The 18,446-nt window shown below is 62.8% G+C and carries 22 protein-coding genes; 12 read left to right on the forward strand and 10 right to left on the reverse strand.

Going from position 1 to position 18,446, the window contains the following annotated elements; translation table 11 throughout:
* The 9 genes from RMO95_RS21150 to RMO95_RS21190 form a co-directional block, all read left to right on the forward strand.
* On the forward strand, nt 1–593 hold a 593-nt coding region (locus tag RMO95_RS21150; protein ID WP_310452666.1), incomplete at its 5' end, for an SLATT domain-containing protein.
* Between the two features lie 151 nt (nt 594–744).
* The gene (locus tag RMO95_RS21155) at nt 745–1,677 is read left to right on the forward strand and encodes a hypothetical protein (protein ID WP_310452667.1); all 933 of its coding nucleotides are present in this window, start codon (nt 745–747) and stop codon (nt 1,675–1,677) included.
* A complete protein-coding gene (locus tag RMO95_RS21160) occupies nt 1,674–2,078 on the forward strand; it encodes a type II toxin-antitoxin system VapC family toxin (protein WP_310452668.1) in 405 nt (134 codons plus the stop codon). Before RMO95_RS21155 ends, RMO95_RS21160 begins: the two co-directional genes overlap by 4 nt.
* A gap of 29 nt (nt 2,079–2,107) precedes the next feature.
* Nucleotides 2,108–2,935: a DUF3037 domain-containing protein gene (locus RMO95_RS21165; protein ID WP_310452669.1), complete on the forward strand. Its 828-nt coding sequence runs from the start codon at nt 2,108–2,110 to the stop codon at nt 2,933–2,935.
* Nucleotides 2,936–3,003: 68 nt separating this feature from the next.
* Nucleotides 3,004–3,819 carry a restriction endonuclease gene (locus RMO95_RS21170; protein ID WP_310452670.1) on the forward strand — a complete coding sequence of 272 codons (816 nt, stop codon included), beginning with the start codon at nt 3,004–3,006 and terminating at the stop codon, nt 3,817–3,819.
* Between the two features lie 156 nt (nt 3,820–3,975).
* A complete protein-coding gene (locus RMO95_RS21175) occupies nt 3,976–4,827 on the forward strand; it encodes a type IV toxin-antitoxin system AbiEi family antitoxin domain-containing protein (RefSeq protein WP_310452671.1) in 852 nt (283 codons plus the stop codon).
* Nucleotides 4,811–5,731, forward strand: a complete 921-nt coding sequence (locus RMO95_RS21180) for a nucleotidyl transferase AbiEii/AbiGii toxin family protein (protein WP_310452672.1) — start codon at nt 4,811–4,813, stop codon at nt 5,729–5,731. The genes RMO95_RS21175 and RMO95_RS21180 overlap by 17 nt, the downstream gene beginning before the upstream one ends.
* 208 nt (nt 5,732–5,939) lie before the next feature.
* Nucleotides 5,940–6,455: a hypothetical protein gene (locus RMO95_RS21185; RefSeq protein WP_310452673.1), complete on the forward strand. Its 516-nt coding sequence runs from the start codon at nt 5,940–5,942 to the stop codon at nt 6,453–6,455.
* Complete coding sequence (locus RMO95_RS21190; protein ID WP_310452674.1) at nt 6,452–7,156, forward strand: hypothetical protein; 705 nt, start codon at nt 6,452–6,454, stop codon at nt 7,154–7,156. Before RMO95_RS21185 ends, RMO95_RS21190 begins: the two co-directional genes overlap by 4 nt.
* Before the next feature lie 119 nt (nt 7,157–7,275).
* Here the strand turns inward: RMO95_RS21190 and RMO95_RS21195 are convergent, their stop codons facing one another.
* Entirely contained in the window at nt 7,276–7,812 is a 537-nt protein-coding gene (locus RMO95_RS21195; RefSeq protein WP_310452675.1) for a flavin reductase family protein, read from the reverse strand.
* A gap of 73 nt (nt 7,813–7,885) precedes the next feature.
* On the opposite strand from RMO95_RS21195, the gene RMO95_RS21200 reads away from it, so the two are divergent.
* Together RMO95_RS21200 and RMO95_RS21205 are read left to right on the forward strand one after the other, a co-directional pair.
* Complete coding sequence (locus RMO95_RS21200) at nt 7,886–8,977, forward strand: alkene reductase (protein ID WP_310452676.1); 1,092 nt, start codon at nt 7,886–7,888, stop codon at nt 8,975–8,977.
* A complete protein-coding gene (locus RMO95_RS21205) occupies nt 8,967–9,626 on the forward strand; it encodes a YceH family protein (protein WP_310452677.1) in 660 nt (219 codons plus the stop codon). The genes RMO95_RS21200 and RMO95_RS21205 overlap by 11 nt, the downstream gene beginning before the upstream one ends.
* Before the next feature lie 21 nt (nt 9,627–9,647).
* On the opposite strand, the gene arfB is transcribed toward RMO95_RS21205, so the two are convergent.
* The 7 genes from arfB to RMO95_RS21240 form a co-directional block, all read right to left on the reverse strand.
* Nucleotides 9,648–10,055, reverse strand: coding sequence for an alternative ribosome rescue aminoacyl-tRNA hydrolase ArfB (gene arfB / locus RMO95_RS21210; protein WP_310452678.1), 408 nt, complete (start codon nt 10,053–10,055; stop codon nt 9,648–9,650).
* 8 nt (nt 10,056–10,063) lie between these two features.
* Nucleotides 10,064–10,639: a DUF1415 domain-containing protein gene (locus RMO95_RS21215; RefSeq protein WP_310452679.1), complete on the reverse strand. Its 576-nt coding sequence runs from the start codon at nt 10,637–10,639 to the stop codon at nt 10,064–10,066.
* Nucleotides 10,640–10,678: 39 nt separating this feature from the next.
* Entirely contained in the window at nt 10,679–11,524 is an 846-nt protein-coding gene (locus tag RMO95_RS21220) for a PA4780 family RIO1-like protein kinase (protein ID WP_310452680.1), read from the reverse strand.
* 10 nt (nt 11,525–11,534) lie between these two features.
* Entirely contained in the window at nt 11,535–12,995 is a 1,461-nt protein-coding gene (gene dbpA, locus RMO95_RS21225) for an ATP-dependent RNA helicase DbpA (RefSeq protein ID WP_310452681.1), read from the reverse strand.
* 68 nt (nt 12,996–13,063) lie between these two features.
* Complete coding sequence (locus RMO95_RS21230; protein ID WP_310452682.1) at nt 13,064–13,492, reverse strand: hypothetical protein; 429 nt, start codon at nt 13,490–13,492, stop codon at nt 13,064–13,066.
* Between the two features lie 163 nt (nt 13,493–13,655).
* A complete protein-coding gene (locus tag RMO95_RS21235; protein WP_310452683.1) occupies nt 13,656–14,105 on the reverse strand; it encodes a hypothetical protein in 450 nt (149 codons plus the stop codon).
* A 162-nt stretch (nt 14,106–14,267) separates the two neighbouring features.
* Nucleotides 14,268–14,717 carry a transglycosylase SLT domain-containing protein gene (locus tag RMO95_RS21240; RefSeq protein ID WP_310452684.1) on the reverse strand — a complete coding sequence of 150 codons (450 nt, stop codon included), beginning with the start codon at nt 14,715–14,717 and terminating at the stop codon, nt 14,268–14,270.
* Between the two features lie 96 nt (nt 14,718–14,813).
* On the opposite strand from RMO95_RS21240, the gene RMO95_RS21245 reads away from it, so the two are divergent.
* Nucleotides 14,814–15,173, forward strand: coding sequence for a hypothetical protein (locus tag RMO95_RS21245; protein ID WP_310452685.1), 360 nt, complete (start codon nt 14,814–14,816; stop codon nt 15,171–15,173).
* On the opposite strand, the gene phaP is transcribed toward RMO95_RS21245, so the two are convergent.
* The gene (gene phaP, locus RMO95_RS21250) at nt 15,170–15,706 is read right to left on the reverse strand and encodes a TIGR01841 family phasin (protein WP_310452686.1); all 537 of its coding nucleotides are present in this window, start codon (nt 15,704–15,706) and stop codon (nt 15,170–15,172) included. The genes RMO95_RS21245 and phaP overlap by 4 nt on opposite strands.
* Nucleotides 15,707–15,981: 275 nt before the next feature.
* The gene (gene gyrB / locus RMO95_RS21255; protein ID WP_310452687.1) at nt 15,982–18,444 is read right to left on the reverse strand and encodes a DNA topoisomerase (ATP-hydrolyzing) subunit B; all 2,463 of its coding nucleotides are present in this window, start codon (nt 18,442–18,444) and stop codon (nt 15,982–15,984) included.
* Nucleotides 18,445–18,446 lie beyond the last annotated feature (2 nt).

Raw genomic sequence — 18,446 nt, forward strand, 5'->3', positions numbered from 1 at the left:
TTGTCAGTCATGGCTTACAGCGATTCCACCTTCAATTTAACCGGACAGCAGTGACATTCAGTATTGGCACATTCTCGGCAGCCGGGATTGCCGTTGCCTTCATCCAGAAGGTCTATGAGGTTACAGCAGGGACTCCGGCAGATAAGTACTTGACCGCGCTGTCGGTTTGCCTTGGATTGTTTGTGATTGTTGTCAGCCTAATTGAATGGGGGGCAAGTGGCGCCGTGAAGGCTGAGGCGCTCTTTCAGAATGCTCAGAAGCTGAATGCCTTTCAGCGAAAGCTGGGGCAGCGTGTCGCTGAGGTTGCTGACGGAAAACCGTTTTCATCTGACGAGGCGACAGCGCTTCGCGAGGAGTATGAGCTAATAAAAATTGAGTGCACTCACAATCATGAGCCAGTCGATGATCAGCTCTTTCTTGCTCAGCGCCGACTTGACCCAGAATTCGCACGCCTCTTTCGGCGACCTAATCAAAGTTGGTTTGAGGCCAAGTGGGCATGGATAACGAGCCTGTTGAGCGTTGTTTGGTACTTTGGCTTTTTCTGGCTGGCGATTGGCGGGTTGATCTGGGCTATTCCTTGGAGCGGTAAATAGACCGAGCTATCGATGAAGTCTATCGAACCAGGTCTCTCGCCGGCTACTGAAACGGCGCGCCAGTCTGTGCGTGCCAAATCAGCGCCTAGTGCAAGCCGCTTTTTCGTCTGCGTTCCATGAGAGACAATAGCTTCATTGGAGGTGCCAAACCATGGCTATAGATCAGACAATTGAACTTGCCTCGTTACGCTTTGACGGTGAGCGCTTTGACGGACATGCGCTGGATGTGGAATGCACTCAGGAGCTGATCGCCTATCGCGACCTGGTGCTGGAATGCGCCAAATCACTTTGGCGCGGCAAGTATCCAGATCGGGCACGTCTGCCCAAGGGCTTCGGCGAGGGATTCCGACTCCAGTTCAATCGGCTCGAAGATGGCTCCGCCCTGGTGCCGCTGCAACGTGTCCGGGCGCCTCTCGAACAAGGCGAGTTGGAACTTAGCGACGAGTTCGATGAGGCTGTGGCCTTGATCGATCAGGCGATTGCCGCAGCCAATGCCGACGATCTGCTTCCCTCCGGGTTGCCATCGAACGTGATTCCACTCTTCCGCAACTTCGGCAAGACCTTGCGTGAAAGTGAAGTTCTATTTACCCGTGCCCGTGGCGCCGCCAACGAGGCGGCCTACACCGATAGAGCGCGGAAGCGGCTGGCGAATTGGGTGGAGGCCACCTACGAAGACGTTGTAGACGTGGTCGGCGAGGTGCGCATGGCCAATGTTGGTCCCGGCCGTTTTTCCGTTCAGGTGCAAAGCGGCGACGTGTCCGTACTGGTGGACGGAAAGTATTCCCCTGCCGACGAGGCAAAAGTTCTGGACGCCTTGCACGAACACCAGACTGCGCGTCTGAGGGTGCGTGGGGTCGGTGAGTTCTCCACTTCCGACCGAACGTTGAAACGATTCGCACGGGTGGACCATGTCGATCTGGCGCCCGCAGAAGAGCCGACCTATGACGAAACCGTTGCACCGATCTGGGAGCAATTGGGGGCCATCGGGCGTTCGGCGCCTGATGGAGCATGGGAAGCCGTGCCGAAAGACCTCTCGGTACGCATCGACGAAGTGGTCTACGGCAGTGCCGAGGGACGGCAATGAAGGTTGTCTTTGCCGACACCGGCTATTGGGTCGCCGTGCTGAATCCGAAGGATGACTGGAACGGCAGAGCGATCGATCTCTCTCGCGCCTTGGGCAAGTTCCGCATCGTGACTTCTGAAATGGTTCTCGATGAATTGCTGGCCGGATTGTCCAAACTTACGGTACGGGCTATGGCGATTCGCGGGGTCGAAGCCATTCGGGCCGACCCGAATATCGAGGTCGTGCCGCAGACATCGCTACAGTTTGGTGAAGCGTTCGGCATGTATCGACAGATGCTGGATAAGGAGTGGAGCCTGACGGACTGTGCATCTTTCGCGCTCATGAAGGAGCGCGGTATCGCCGATGCACTGGCTCATGACCGGCATTTCGAACAAGCTGGTTTCGTGGCGCTTCTGAGGTAATGAGTCATGGTCGTTCGAGTGGCCTGACGATGCTCCATGCCGCCAGATACGCGATTATTCGCTTCCTCCCGTATCCAGAGACGGAGGAGTTCGCCAATGTCGGTGTGGTGATGTTCGCGCCGACGGCGCGGTATTTCGATTTTCGCTTGTCCAACAAGTGGCGCCGGCTAGGCGCCTTCTTCGATACTCTGGACCGCCGGGTTTTTGTTCAAGGTGTGCGCGCTTTCAAGGAAGAGCTGGCGCGCACCCGCGACATGGCCGGCAAGCTGGCAGGCGGCGAGGAGCTTGGGCAAGCCTCCGCGCAGCGAATGTTCGAGGACCTGGCGCGGCCGCGCGAGGCGCTGTTCCGTTTTTCCACCGTTCGCGCGGTGATGACCGACGCTCCGGAAGCGAAGCTGGCGGCGTTGTTCGACTATTACGTCGAGCATGATTTCGCCACGCCTGAATATCACGAGGCGCTGATTGAGCGGGCGGTGCGCGGCGTTTTGCGCCGCGAGGGATTGGGCGAGCAATTTCGCCGCGCCAAGCTGGGCACCGGCGCACTGCAGTTTTCCGTGCCGTTCGCCGAAAAGGACGAAGCCGGTCACGTCCATCGCATCATCAAGCCGATGCACCTGGCCTACGACGATCCGGTGCGCATTCTCGATCACGGCAACCAGTGGTTGGGCCGCCTGCGTCACCTGGACCGGGTCAAGGCTCTGCCCGACGCCATGCTGCTGGCGGTCACCGAACCGCCAGCGGACACCGATCGGCATGCCGCATTCGACGAGGTTCGCCGCGACCTCGAGAACCTCGGCGCCACATTTGCAGCCTCCAACGACGAGCAAGCGGTGCTAGGGTTTGCGAAAGCCGCATAGCCGCCTATTGAGCTGCTCGCTGCCGGATATTGGTGGCGCAAGTGATCGAGTCACGGTGAAATAGGCCGATGGCACGCAGAAAACAAAGCACCGCCGAAGACCTGATCGACATCGTCGCCATGCTGCCCTGGTGGGCGGGGGTGGTTCTCGCGCTTGTGTCTTACGCGGGGTTGCACCAGTTCGCCGTGGCGCCAGCGCCAACTCCTGGGGCTGCGGGGCAGGTGGGAGCGTTTGCTGTCAGCCACTTCTACAAGGCCCTGGCGACGCTCGGCCAGTATCTCTTGCCCCTGATCTGCCTGATCGGTGCCGCGCTCTCGGCAATCGGCCGCGCCAAGCGCAGGCGACTTCTGGCGGGCGTAGCGCAGAACCCCACGGCAGGTGCGCTGAACCAGATGACCTGGAGCGAATTCGAGTTGCTGGTGGGCGAGGCCTTCCGCCGCCAGGGCTATGCAGTGATCGAGACCGGAGGCGGCGGAGCGGATGGTGGAGTCGATCTGGTGCTGACCAAGGACGGCGAGCGCCATTTCGTTCAATGCAAGCAGTGGAGGGCGTTCAAGGTCGGCGTCACCACAGTGCGCGAGCTGTATGGGGTGATGGCGGCGCACGGCGCAGCGGGCGGCTTTGTCGTCACTTCGGGTCAATTTACGGCCGCCGCGCAAGAATTTGCCGCCGGACGCAATATCAGCCTGATGGATGGCCCGGCCTTGCGCGCTTTGATCGACGAAGTGGAGGCAGCGCCGGCAATGAGGCAATCCGATATACCGGCCTGCCCGCAGTGCGGCAGCGCCATGGTTCGCCGTACCGCCAAACGCGGGGCGAACGCGGGCGGCAACTTCTGGTGTTGCTCGAAGTATCCGGCCTGTAGAGCTGTGTGGGAGATTTGAGGTCGAGGGCGAAGGAACAATCGCCGTCCCGCCAGCGCCAACTCTTGCGCCTCTGCATTGCAGGTTTAATACGAGTCACTTTTGCACACCTGATGTTTGCATATCCGGACAAAGATAAACTTGCCGAAGTTTGCATAGCCTGCTATTTTGCAAACGATGGGTCAACATAAATCATCGAAGATAAACCAACTCCAGGACTTGCTGGACGAAGGCCTGCTGGCGCCGACCTCCTGGCTGGAGGAGCAAGGCTATTCCCGCGCGCTATTGTCCAGGTACGTCGAGAGCGGGTGGCTGACCTCCCCGGCGCGCGGTGTTTATCGGCGGCCGGGGCCGCCGCTGAAGTGGCAGCATGTGGTGGCCAGCCTGCAGCTTCTGGCGGGCAGCTTCGCGCATGTCGGCGGCCGGACGGCGCTGGTCCACCGCGGCCTGGGCCACTACGTCCGCATGAGCGGGGCGGAAACGATCTTCCTCTATGGTCCCGACGTATTGCCGGCCTGGGTGAACAAGCTTGGATTGCAGGAGCACTATGTCGTTCGCAACGATGCCATGTTCGGCAACTTGCGCGCACGGCGCGACGAGCTGGGAAAGTTGGTCGATTTCCACGGCGAGCCGCTTCATTCCGGACAGCTGGCGGCTTTCGGCCTGCAGCAGATGACATGGGGCGCCTGGGATTGGGAACTGCTGTATGCCTCCGACGAACGCGCGATGTTCGAAGTGCTGCAGGATGTGCCGGCGAAAGAGTCTGTCTACGAGGCCGATGTGCTGATGCAGGGCATGGCACACCTGCGACCGGCCCGCGTGGCTGCACTACTTCAGGCTTGCGCCAGCGTAAAGGTGAAGCGGCTGTTTCTGGCGCTGGCGGAACGGCATCAACACCAGTGGCTGGCGCATCTGGACTTGAGGGAGGTGGACCTGGGCAAGGGCAAGCGCATGCTGGCGCCCGGCGGAAAACTGCATCCGAAGTATCTGATCACACTGCCGGCGGATCTCGATGATCATGCCCGCTAGCCCTTATTCCCAGCAAGTTCGCCTGCTGGTGAGCGTGTTGCCGATGGTGGGCAGGGAAACCTGTTTCGCGCTCAAGGGCGGAACGGCGATCAACCTGTTCATGCGCGACATGCCGCGCCTTTCGGTGGATATCGATCTCGCGTTTTTGCCGACGGGAGATCGCGCGGCAGCGCTGCAGGAGATCGATGCAGCCCTGGGCCGAATCTCGAATGGGCTGACGGGGCGCCCCTATGGCTATCGGGTGCGCGCCGGCAAGCACCAGGAGGGCCGGGCTTATGGCTTGCTGGTCTCGGATGGTGCCGCGGAGATCAAGATCGAAGTATCGCCGGTGTCGCGCGGTACGGTGTATCCGGAAGCCATGCGGCGCATTGTCGGCAGTGCGGAGGCAGAGTTTGGTTTTGCAGAAGTGCCTGTGGTTTCCTTTGCCGACCTCTACGGGGGAAAGATCGTCGCGGCCCTGGACCGTCAGCATCCGCGGGATTTGTTCGATGCGAAGTTGCTCCTGGCGAAGGAGGGGATAGACGATGAGTTGTTCCGTGCCTTTCTGGTGTATCTGATCAGTCACGACGGCTCCATCGCACGGGTGCTGAATCCGACGCTCAAACCCCTGAAAGACTTGTTCGAGCGTCAGTTTGTCGGGATGACCACGGAGCCTGTCACGCTTGAGGAACTGGAACAGGCTCGTGCCGAGCTGATTGGCGTTTTGCATGGCCGGCTGGGCGAGCGCGAAAGAGATTTTCTGGTTTCCTTCAAGCGGCGCGAACCGAAATGGGAACTGCTAGGCGTGGCGCATGCGCCCGATTTGCCGGCGATTCGCTGGAAGCTGCAAAACCTCGCACAGATGACGCCGGACAAGCATCGCGACGCGATCGGAAATCTGGAACGCGTATTGGAAGACATCTAGGAAAACATGAACGCGTCGGCGCACGATTTCGAGCATGACGAGGCGGATCGCCACATCACCGGGGAATGCCGCGCCAACTTTCGCAATTCGCGAAATGATAATTATCATATAAATATGTTGTTTTTCAATGCTGTAATCAGTATATTCGCCATTTGCAAATAGCGAATATGGTGTCGCCATGTACCGCTCCAAGTCGAATCCACAAGTCGTGCTCCGTCCCCAGGACCTGGTGGTTCTGATGCGGCTGTCGCTCGAACAGGGCCTGCCGCCGACCTATGCGGTGCTGGCCGGTGAACTTGGCTTGACGGCTTCCGAGGTGCATGCCGGTCTGGAGCGCGCCGCAATTGCCCAGCTAGCGCGCAAAGACAAAGCGGGCAAGGCGACGGTGGTGCGCGAGGCCTTGCGCATGTTCGTCCAGCACGGGGCGCGCTATTGCTTCCCCGCAACGCGGGGCGAAATGACGCGCGGCATGCCGACGAGTTATGCGGCGGCGCCGCTGAAGGACCTGATCATGCAGCCCAACGAACCGCCGCCGGTCTGGCCGCACAAGGCGGGCAGCGTGCGCGGCGCGGCTTTCTATCCCCTGTATCCGACGGTGCCGGACGCTGCGGCGCGCAATCCGGCGCTGTATGAACTGCTGGTGCTGTTCGATGCGGTGCGCGGCGGCAGTCCGCGCGAACGCGCCATCGCCCTGCAAGTGCTCGACGAACGCCTGGCGTCATGAACCCCAACGACCCCAATGTCGTGATGATGGAGCTGGTGGCCGAGCGGCTGGGCGACGGTTTGCGCGAAGAGCTGGTCTTCGTCGGCGGTGCTGTGACCGGTCTGCTGATCACCGATCCGGCGCAGCCGGCCATCCGCCCGACCGAGGATGTGGGCCTGATTGTCCAGGCGACAGTCTGCGCCGACTATGCGCATGTGGAAAAAGCCTTGCGCGCGCAGGGCTTCGTCAACGACATGAGCAAGGATGCGCCGATCTGTCGCTGGCGCGTCGGTGCGGTGACGGTCGATGTGATGCCGACCCTGAAGGAAATTCTGGGCTTTTCGAATCGCTGGTATCCCCTCGCGCTGGCGACCGCCCGCAAAACCCCCTTGCCGAGCGGCATGGTGATTCGGCTGATTACGGCGCCGGCGTTCGTTGCGACCAAATTCGAAGCTTTCGCCGACCGCGGAAATAACGACTATCTCTTCAGCCACGATCTGGGCGATCTGATATCCGTGATCGACGGGCGCGATGAACTCATGGCCGAGTGCCGTCAGCTTGATGATGGGCTGAAGAACTATCTGCGCGACTGGGTGGGCCGTCTGCTGGCGACCCCGGCATTTCTCGAAGCCCTGCCTAGACATTTGCCGGGCGACGCCGCCAGTCAGGCACGCCTGCCCGATCTTGAAGACAAACTGCGCCTGTTGGCAAACCTGAACTGACCATGAACGCTTCCACCCTCGTCCAGAAACTCTGGAACTACTGCAACGTGTTGCGCGACGAAGTGCTGGCCGACCTGCGGCTCGAGGCCTTTTAAGAGTTGGCGCTGGCGCTACGGCGGCTACCTGGCTTTCGAGGCCAGCTTGACGGTTTCGCCGGCAATCATGAAGGCGCCGCGGCCGCGATGGTGCAGGGTGCGCGGGTCCTTGCGGGCCGGGTCGAGCCAGGCTTTCTGCACCTCGAGCACGAAGAAGTTGTAGCGGTTCATGAAGCGCGTGTCGACCACCCGGCATTCGAGGTTGGCGTAGCACTCGGCGATCAGCGGCGCGGCGACGGTGGCCGCCGGCAGCGGCGTCAGGCCGAAGCGCTGGAACTTGTCGATGCGCGCGCCGGAGGTGTTGCCGCAGCCGACGACCGCGGCCTGCAGTTCCATGGTCGGGATGTTGAGCACGCATTGGCGCGTCGCGGTCAGCGCGACGAAACTGAAGTCGCGGCCGCTGACGACGCAGCCGACCAGCGGCGGCTCGAACTCCATCATGGTGTGCCAGGACATGGCCATGACATTCGATCGACCGCGATGGGCCGTGGTCAGCAGCAGCACCGGCCCCGGTTCGAGCAGACCGTAGACCTTCGACAGGGGATATGCGCGCTTGGCCATGCGCAGAGTTTAGCGGCATCGCCTGGCGCTTGCGCTAGTATCGAGCCCATTCCCTACGCCGAGACCCCTGACCATGACCGACTTGTTCAGCCCGCTCCAGCTTGGCGCGAGCACCGTGCCGAACCGCATATTCATGGCGCCGCTGACGCGCTGCCGGGCCGGCGCCGACCACCTGCCGAACGCCCTGATGGCCGAATACTATGCGCAGCGCGCGAGTGCCGGACTGATCATCGCCGAAGCCACCATGGCCATGGTGGGCAATTCGGCTTTCTGGCACGAGCCGGGCATCTACTCTGCCGCCCAGGTCGCCGCCTGGAAGCTGAGCACCGACGCCGTGCATGCCGCCGGAGGCCGCATCTTTCTGCAGCTCTGGCACGGCGGGCGCGCCTGCCATCCGCTGCTCAACGGCGGCGCGCAACCCGTGGCGCCCAGCGCGATCGCGATCACCGGCGACGAGGTGCACACGCCGCAGGGCAAGCAGCCCTATGTCATACCGCGCGAACTGCGCGACGATGAACTGCCGGCCATCGTCGCCGGCTTCGGGACGGCGGCCGAGAACGCCCTGGCCGCAGGCTTCGACGGGGTAGAGGTGCATGGCGCCAACGGCTATCTGCTCGACGAATTCCTGCGCGACGGCGCCAACCGGCGCGGCGGCCCTTACGGCGGCTCGCGCGAGAACCGGGCGCGGCTGATGTTCGAGGTGATCGAGGCCGTCAGCGCGGTCTGGGGCAGCGATCGGGTCGGCCTGCGCATTTCGCCGCTGAACAGCTACAACAGCATGATCGACAGCGACCCGATCGGGCTCGCGGCCTGGCTGGCCGGCCGCCTCAACGATTTCAAGCTGGCCTATGTGCACGCCATGCGCGGCGATTTCTTCGGCCAGCAACGCGGCGACGTGATGACGCCGATCCGGGCGAACTACCGCGGCGTGCTGGTGGCCAACATGGGCTACACGGCCGCCGAGGCAAGCCAGGCGGTCGCCGCGGGCAAGGTCGACGCGGTGGCCTTCGGCAGCGGCTTTCTCGCCAATCCCGACCTGCCGGCGCGGGTCCGGGCCGGCGCGGCGCAAAACAAGCCGATTGCGGCGAGCTTCTACAGCCCGGGGCCAGCCGGTTACACGGACTATCCGACCCTGGGCGCGGCGGAGCCATGCCATGAACATTGAACTGACGCTGCACGAAACCCGCGTCATCGGCTGCCTGATCGAGAAGGAGATCACCACGCCCGAGCAGTATCCGCTGTCGCTCAACGCGCTGACCAATGCCTGCAACCAGCGCAGCAATCGCGACCCGGTGCTCGACCTCGACGAGACCGAGGTGCAGCAGGTGGTCGACGGCCTGATCAGGAAGTTTTTCGTCAATGAGCAGGGCGGTTTCGGCAGCCGGGTACCGAAGTTCCAGCACCGCTTCTGCAATACCAATTACGGCACGCTGAAGTTCACGCCGCAGGAACTCGGCATCGTCTGCGAACTGTTCCTGCGCGGCCCGCAGACGCCGGGCGAACTGCGCAGCCACACGGCCCGGCTGTGCCGCTTCGGCGACGTGACGGAAGTCGAGGCGGTGCTGGACCAGCTCGCCCGACGCGAGGACGGCCCCTACGTGCAGCGCCTGGCGCGCGAACCGGGCAAGCGCGAATCGCGCTATGCCCACTTGTTCAGCGGCGAACTGCCTGAAGACATGGCGGGCGCCGAGGAGTCCGCGGCGCCCGGGTCGGCGGCGAGCGGCCGTTTCGGCCAGCTGGAACAGCGCGTCGCCGCACTCGAAGCCGAAGTGGCCGCGTTGCGGCAACTGATCGAGGACCTGACCGCGCCCTGAACCGAGGCCCGCCGTCGGCGATCAGCCGTCGCCGACGCGGCCGCGCAGGGCCTTCTGCTTGCCGCGCAGAACCTTGCTATCGACGCGGCGCCGCTGCGAACTGCGGGTCGGCTTGGTGGCGCGCCGCGGCGGCGGCACGAAGGCGGCGGCGGCGATCAGCTCGCGCAAGCGCGCCATGGCGGCGAAGCTGTTGCGCTCCAGGCTGCGGTACTGCTGCGCCTTGATCACCACCACGCCGTCGGCGCTGATGCGCTGATCCTTGAACTGCAGCAGGCGGGCCTTGATTTCCTCGGGCAGCGAGGAGGCGCGGATGTCGAAGCGCAGATGCACCGCGTTGGACACCTTGTTGACGTTCTGCCCGCCCGCACCCTGGGCGCGGATCGCGGTGATCTCGACCTCGTCCTCGCGCAGCGTGAATGCGGCATGCATGAGGGCAATTATGGCTTCGGCCTGGCCGCGGCGTCCACAGCCAGGGCGCGCCAGCCTTCGATCCCCAGCCTTTGCAGGGTTTCGATATTGCGCCGGTAGATGTCGGCGGCATCGGGAAAGGCCGCCGTGGCGCGGGCCAGGCTGGCTTCGCGAATCAGGTGCAGCGTCGGGTAGGGCGCGCGGTTGGTGTAGTTGGCAATGTCCTCGGCGGACGCGTCGGCAAAGACGTAGTCGGGATGAAAGCTGGCAATCTGCAGGGTGCCGGCCAGGCCCTGGTTACGCAGTACCACTTCGGCCAGATCGAGAAAATCGGTGAATGCCGCAAAATCGGTGAGGACGTCGGGCGTGATCAGCAAGCTCGTGTCGACGGCTTCCGGTGCCGCGCCAGCGAGAAAACTCAGCTCGCGTTCGAGATCGTCGAGCAGGGCCGTGTCCGTCTGCGCCGTGCTGACCACGTAACGCACCTGCCCCTTGACGTGCACCGCCTTGGCGAAGGGGCACAGATTGAGCCCGATGACCGCGCGCTCCAGCCAGTTGCGGGTGGCGGCGACGATCTCGGCCTGGCGATCGGCGGTACCGGTCATGACGTGAGGGCTCAGGAGTTGCCGCTGGCGCTACGGCGCTCAGGCGGCCTGCTGATACAGGCGCCGACGCTCTTCCGCCTGCAGCGCCAGCTTGACCTCTTCGAGCACGGCGTCGACGTCGGCGATGCGCTGCTCGACCTCGATGCGGCCCGTCAGTTCGCTATCCAGCGTCAGGCTGCCGGCTTCGTAGAGGCGCCAGATTTCCTTGCCGTATTGGCTGTCGAGCAGCTCGGGCGCGAAACGGCCGAAGTAGCCGGCGAGGTTGGCGACGTCGCGCTCCAGCATGGCGCCGGCATTGCTGTTGCCCGCGGCGTCGACGGCCTGCGGCAGGTCGATGATGACCGGGCCGTCGGCTCCGACCAGGATGTTGTATTCGGAGAGGTCGCCGTGGATGATCCCGGCGCAGAGCATGCGCACCACCTGGCCGAGCAGTCCGGCGTGGAATTCCAGCGCCTGCTCGACGGACAGTTCGATGTCATTGAGCCGCGGCGCCGGATGGCCGTCGGCATCGGTCACCAGGTCCATCAGCAGCACGCCCTCGTGGCAGAGGTAGGGCTGCGGGACCTTGACCCCGGCGGCGGCGAGGCGATACAGTGCATCGACCTCGGCGCTTTGCCAGGCTTCTTCCTGCATCTGGCGCCCGTAGCGCGAGCCCTTCGCCATGGCCCGCGCCTGGCGGCTGTTCTTGGTCTTGCGGCCCTCCTGGTAGGACACGCTCTTGCGAAAACTGCGCTGCTCGGCGTCCTTGTACACCTTGGCGCAGCGGATTTCCTCGCCGCAGCGTACGATATAGACGGTCGCCTCCTTGCCGCTCATCAACTGGCGCAGCACCTCGTCGACCAGGCCTTCGCTGACCAGCGGCAGGAGTCTTTTCGGGGTCTTCATGGCGGCGCGCTCAGTCCGCCCGATCCTGCAGCAGATGCACCTTGACCCGCTTGCCCTTGAGCGTGCCGGCCGACAGCTTGCGCACCGCCTCGCGCGCGACGCCGCGCGCGACGGCGACATAGGTGCTGGTATCGGTGACGTTGATCTTGCCGATCTGCTCCTTGCTGAAACCGGCTTCCCCGGTCAGGGCGCCCAGCACGTCGCCGGGGCGGATCTTTTCCTTGCGCCCGCCGAGGATCTGCAGGGTCGCCATCGGCGGCTGCAGCGGCTTGCCGGGCGCGGGCTGCAGCTCGCTCAGGGTATGCCATTCGATTTCGTGGCCGAGCGCTTTTTCGATATTGTCCACGCGCGCCATCTGGTTGCCGCTGACCAGGCTGAAGGCCCAGCCCGCCTGGTCCACGCGCCCGGTGCGGCCGATGCGATGGACATGCACCTCGGTGTCGGGCGTGACATCGACATTGATCACGGCTTCCAGTTGGTCGATGTCGAGGCCGCGCGCGGCGACGTCGGTGGCGACCAGCACCGAGCAGCTGCGGTTGGCAAACTGCACCAGCACCTGGTCGCGCTCGCGCTGCTCCAGTTCGCCGTGCAGGGCCAGGGCGACAAAGCCCTCGGCGCGCAGCACCTGCAGCAGTTCGCGGCACTGCTGGCGGGTATTGCAGAAAGCCAGGGTGCTGACCGGGCGGTAGTGCTTGAGCAGCAGACCGACGGCGGCCAACTTCTGCTCGGGCGCCACCTCGTAGAAGCGCTGGCGGATCTTGCCGGCCTCGTGCTGCTCGGTCAGCGTGATCTGCTGCGGCTGACGCAGGAACTGGCGGCTCAGGCTGGCGATGCCTTCGGGATAGGTGGCGGAGAATAACAGGGTCTGCCGCTCCTTGGGGCAGGCCTTGGCTACGGTGACGATGTCGTCGAAAAAGCCCATGTCGAGCATGCGATCGGCCTCGTCCAGCACCAGCGTGTCGAGCGCCGCGAGGTCGAGGCTGCCGCGCTGCAGGTGATCCATGATGCGCCCCGGCGTGCCGACCACGACGTGGGCGCCGTGCTCCAGGCTGGAGATCTGCGGCCGCATGGTGCTGCCGCCGCACAGGGTCAGGACCTTGATGTTGTCCTCGCCGCGCGCCAGGCGGCGGATTTCCTGGGTCACCTGGTCGGCCAGCTCGCGCGTCGGGCACAGCACCAGCGCCTGTACCGCGAATCGCCGCGGATTCAGCTTGGTCAGCAGGCAGAGGGCGAAAGCGGCGGTCTTGCCGCTGCCGGTCTTGGCCTGCGCGATCAGGTCCTGGCCGGCCAGGGCCAGGGGCAGGGCGGCGGCCTGGATCGGCGTCATGCGCAGATAACCCAGTTGCTGCAGGTTGAGCAGCGTGGCCGGGGCCAGCGGCAACTGGTCGAAGCCCAGCTTCGACGGCTGGGCTGCACCTTCAGGCGCGGACGTTGGGGAGAGGTTGGAGCTGGTTGGCAGGACTTGAGTCATGCGCGATTATAAAGGATGCGCCCACGACATCCTTGATCGCCGCGTCCGACCGACGGACCGGCGCTAGTTCAAATCACGCTGCATTTGCCTATGGCCAGGGCCGGTGTGTTGTCGCCCTCGCGGGATGGGCCGCCCTTGTCGCCGTCGCTCCAGTAGCCGATCGGATAGACATACAGGAAGCGCAGCTTGCGGCTGTTGAAGCGAAGATCGAATACGCCGCTGCAAAACAGGTTGCCGGCTTCATTGAAGTCCTGTTCGCAGGTCGCGCCGGGCCGGCTGTCGCCGACTTCCTTGACTTCCCAGGCATAGGGTTTCTGTTTGGCCTTGGCGACCACGAGTTTTTTTTCGGAGCGGAACATCGCGCTGCCCCATTTCTTCTTGGCGCTGTCGAAGGAAAAGCCGGTGGTGAGATCGGCGACGCAGAGGTAGGACTCACTTGCGCCGGCAGTGAGCGAAATCAGCGCACCGGTCAGAAACGATAGCAAAAAGCGGGTCATTGCGATTCTCCTCCGGTGCGTTCTGCCCAATAAGCTGAACCGATCAAATGATCGGTCAGCCATTATGGTGGCAGTCGATATTCCCGCGCAAGAGTCTGCCGCGAACGGCGGGGGCCCGTCGCCAGGCGGTCCGCAGCGGTGGAAGCCTGGCGGCCGGAAAGGGCTAGTGCTGGGCCTGGCCTTCGGCCACGATCGACGCGATGGCTTCACACTCCGCCAGCTGTTCGCGTGGCCGGCGCAACGGTATCTGCGCGGCGTCCGAAATGTGGGAGTTCAGCTGACGATCGACAAGGATCAGCTGGGCGAGCAGACGCCCCCTGTCGAACTCCAGCGCGTGGCCACGCAGCAATTCAAGCTGCGCCAGCACCGCATCGTGCAAGTTGCGATGCGCGATATCCGGTGTGGCGGTAAAGGCCTGCATCAGTGCTTCCTCGTCCCTGAAGCTGGCCCGGGTACAAGCGATAAGCCGGTCGAGCGACTCGAGCAGACGTTCCGTGGATTGCTTCTCCAGGTACATCCGCAATACCTCGACCTGGGCATCGACCAGCTCATGGCGGATGATCGACGCCCTGCCGTCGGAAGAGCGCCCGGTTGCGAAGTTTCTGGAATTCACCGAGGGCAGATCAACAACTCTGTTGGACGTTGACACCTTCTATCCCCTTTTGAAACACAGACCGAAGCATTCAACGACATTTAGTATAGCCATGTCTTGAGCATGGTCAAATCCCCGCCAAGTTGCGGTCGGGGTTCATGCGGCGGCCGCGCTCCAGTTGCCTCAGGTGCTTGCGGCGTCGCGGCGTCGCGCGGCCTGCTCAAGGCGCAGCTTTTCGGCGATCACCTTGTTGGCATAGGACTGCTCGATGTCGTCGCTCGCGCCGGCGTAGTACTGCAAGCCCTCCATCAGACCGCCTTGCCGGCGAATCGACTCCTGCAGAATGTGGGCACCCATCTTGACGTTGCTCACCGGGTCGAGGAAGGCGCTTCCCGCAGAAGTCTTTGGCACCTTGTCCTGATGGTAACGGGGAATGATCTGCATCAGTCCCTGCGCCCCCATGTTGCTCTGGGCGAAGGGGTTGAAGCCGGATTCGATCGCAATCACGGCAACGATCAGCAAGGGATCGATGCCGCGTTCGCTGGCGGCGGCCTGGGCTGCCTCGAAAACCGGCAGCAGCGGTTCGGGAGCGACACGGTAGCGCTGTGCGACGAAGCCGAGAACTGCGTCCATGGTCGGCGTCAGCGGCCGGTTTGCCGCTACCGCGGACCGCGCCGGTCCCGGCATTTCAGTCGATACGGAGATGTCGGGCAAGATCCCGGCTATCGATTGGCCAAACCCGAGGTTGTTGGCCAGACCGCCGATCAGGATAAAACTGAGTACGACAGCGGCTACCGTCAGATCGATATGCAAGTAGTTAAGGACCGCGCTGGTGCCACGGACGATCAAATATCGGTGGGCGATGCTTGTAGACAAGATTTCTCCTTTGCTGTTGCTGCTGCACACCCAGCAAATCCCTATGGCGGGCGACTGGCTGTTGCAGCGGCTCTTGAGCCCCACGGCGGCATCCTGCAGTTCCTGATTTGGAAGGGCAGGGGGCTTGTTGCCGGGCGGAAGAAACACCGGACGCTTTGCGCCGGCTTGAGGCCGGCCCGTCAGGGCCGGAAAGAATGTCGCAGGACTTCTTAAGCCGCCTGTTTGCGATTCCTGGCGGCGAGGGAGGCAGCAACGGCAAGATTGGCTTCCGCCAGATCGGCCGCCTGCCTGGCGGCCTTGCCCATGTTGTCGTAGGCCGAATTCGCCGCCGACAGCGCCGTCCGCATCGCGTTCAGCGCCAGATCGGAACCCGCCGGTGCCGTCTGTGCCGCCTTTTCGAAGGCCATACCGAGCTTCTCGTTGAGTTCCGCCACCCGGACTTCTACCGCTTTGGACAGGGTCGCCTGGGTTTGGCTGGCAATTTCATACACGCTGCGCGAATAGGTTGCGGTCGCATTCGGGCCAGGCTGGGCCAGCGTGCCTTGCAATGCGGCCAAAGCCTGCAAATCCTTGGCGGCGAGCAAGGCACGGGCATAGACCTGGCTGTCTTCCAGCAGGCTGCGGGCGGTATTGAGATTCAGTGTCGCCAGGCGTTCGAAGCCGGCGAATGTGGCATTGGCCATGGTCACGAAGGTTTCGACGCCGGCCTTGCTGCCGCTGGCGAGTTGCTCGGATACGTTGTACATGGTGATCTCCCGGAACATCATTCATGCGATCGACGGGTGCGCTGAACTTGTTGAATACTCCAAAAGTAGTATTGGTGCACCGCAATAATGGCGCATTCTATTGATTGAGCCGAACTTGTCAAGCTAAATTTATTGCGGCGCAACAATCGCTTGGCGTAATATCTCGGGCAAAAAAAACCCGATACCGTTGTATCGGGTGAATCCAATCCTTGCGGATCAGAGGAGGAGTGAATTGATCCTACTACTCCCCGTCTTCCGCATTTAGGTGCAGCCCACTAAACGTCGATGTTGCGGGCGTACAGTGCGTTCGACTCGATGAAGGCCCGGCGCGGTTCGACATCGTCGCCCATCAGCGTGGTGAAGATTTCATCCGCGGCAATAGCGTCGTCGATCTGTACGCGCAGCAGGCGACGCACGGTCGGGTCCATGGTGGTTTCCCAGAGCTGCGCGGGATTCATCTCGCCCAGGCCTTTGTAGCGCTGCTTGGCCAGGCCGCGTTCGACTTCGTTCAGCATCCACTTCATGGCATCGGCAAAACTGGTTACCACGAGCGATTTTTCGCCGCGACGAATCACTGCACCCTCGCCCATGAGCCCGGCAATCATCTGCGCGGTGCGGCGAATCTGGAGGTAGTCGCCCGAAAGCAGGAAATCCTCGTCGATGCGCCCAACCCGCAAGTTGCCGTGGCGCATGCGTATCACCGCCAGCATCCAGCGCTCGTGCTTCTCGTCGAAACGCGATTCGATACGGACCGCGCTGGAAAGATGGGCGCTGACGCGTTCCGCGCTGGCGCGCGTGGCGGCTTCGCTCGAGGTATCGACCTCGATGTCGTGGGCCAGCAGAGCGTGAAGGACTTCGCCGTCGATGAAATCCGTGACGCGGCGGATCACCGCTTCGGAAAGCAGGTAGGCACGCGCCAGCGCGCCCAGCGCCTCGCCTTCGACCACCGCGGCGTCGGCGCGCGGCGTCAGCTGCGTGCCTTCCAGCGCGAGCCGCAGCAGGTGCTGGTTGAGTTCGTGGTCGTCCTTGATGTAGGTCTCGCTCTTGCCGTGCTTGATCTTGTACAGCGGCGGCTGGGCGATGTAGATGTAGCCACGCTCCACCAGTTCGGGCATCTGCCGGTAGAAGAAGGTCAGCAGCAGGGTGCGGATGTGCGCGCCATCGACGTCGGCGTCGGTCATGATGATGATGCGGTGATAGCGCAGCTTGGCGATGTCGAAGTCTTCGGTGCCGATGCCGCAGCCGAGTGCGGTCACCAGGGTGACGATCTGCTCGCTGGATATCAGTTTGTCGTAGCGCGCCTTTTCGACGTTGAGCACCTTGCCGCGCAGCGGCAGGATGGCCTGGAATTTCCGGTCACGTCCTTGCTTGGCCGAGCCGCCGGCGGAATCGCCCTCGACGATGTACATCTCGCACAGTGCCGGATCCTTTTCCTGGCAGTCGGCCAGCTTGCCCGGCAGGCCGAGGCCGTCGAGCACGCCCTTGCGCCGCGTCATGTCGCGCGCCTTGCGCGCGGCTTCGCGTGCTCGGGCGGCCTCGACTATCTTTCCTGTGATGATTTTGGCATCGAGCGGCTTTTCGAGCAGGAAGTCGGCCAGCTTCTGGGCGACCACTTCCTCGATCGCCGGCCGGGCTTCGGACGAAACCAGCTTCATCTTGGTTTGCGACGCGAATTTCGGGTCGGGCATCTTTACCGAAAGCACGCAGGCCAGGCCTTCGCGCATGTCGTCGCCGGTAATCTCGACCTTGGCCTTCTTGGCGATTTCGTTTTCTTCGATGTACTTGTTGATGACCCGAGTCATCGCCGCGCGCAGGCCGGTCAGATGGGTGCCGCCATCGGATTGCGGAATATTGTTGGTGAAGCACAGCACCTGCTCGGCGTAGGAGTCGTTCCATTGCATGGCAACTTCGACATCGATGTTGACGCCGTTCTGCACCGAGACTCCGGAGGAATGGAAGACCGAGGGATGCAATACGGTCTTGGCGCGATTGATGTACTCGACGAAGCCCTTGACGCCTCCCGAGAAGGCAAAGTCTTCCTCTTTGACGTTGCGCTGGTCGATCAGCTTGATCTTGACGCCATTGTTGAGAAAGGACAGTTCGCGCAAGCGCTTGGCCAGGATGTCGTAATGAAATTCGACGTTTTCGAAGATTTCGTCATCAGCCATGAAATGGACTTCGGTGCCGCGCTTCTCCGTTTCACCGAGAACCTTGAGCGGCGACACCTCGACACCGTTTTGGATTTCCAGCAGCCGATCGACCGCGTGACCGCGGTTGAATTCCATCAGGTACTTCTTGCCGTCGCGACGAATGATCAGGCGCAGCCACTGCGACAGGGCATTGACGCAGGAAACGCCGACGCCATGCAGGCCGCCGGAAACCTTATACGAATTCTGATTGAACTTGCCGCCGGCATGGAGCACGCACATCACGATCTCGGCCGCCGAGCGCTTGGGTTCGTGCTTGTCGTCGAACTTGATCCCGGTCGGAATGCCGCGACCATTGTCGGTGACCGAAATCGAATTATCGGTGTGTATGGTGACCACGATATCGTCGCAGTGCCCCGCCAGCGCTTCGTCGATCGCATTGTCGACAACCTCGAACACCATGTGATGCAGACCGGTGCCATCGGAGGTGTCGCCGATGTACATGCCCGGGCGTTTGCGAACAGCCTCGAGGCCTTCAAGCTGCTGGATGCTCGATTCGTCGTAGGCGGGTGAGGTGTTGCTTGGTGTCATGG

Source organism: Sulfuritalea sp. (genome assembly GCF_031426875.1).
In the GTDB taxonomy this organism is placed as follows: Bacteria; Pseudomonadota; Gammaproteobacteria; order Burkholderiales; family Rhodocyclaceae; genus Sulfuritalea.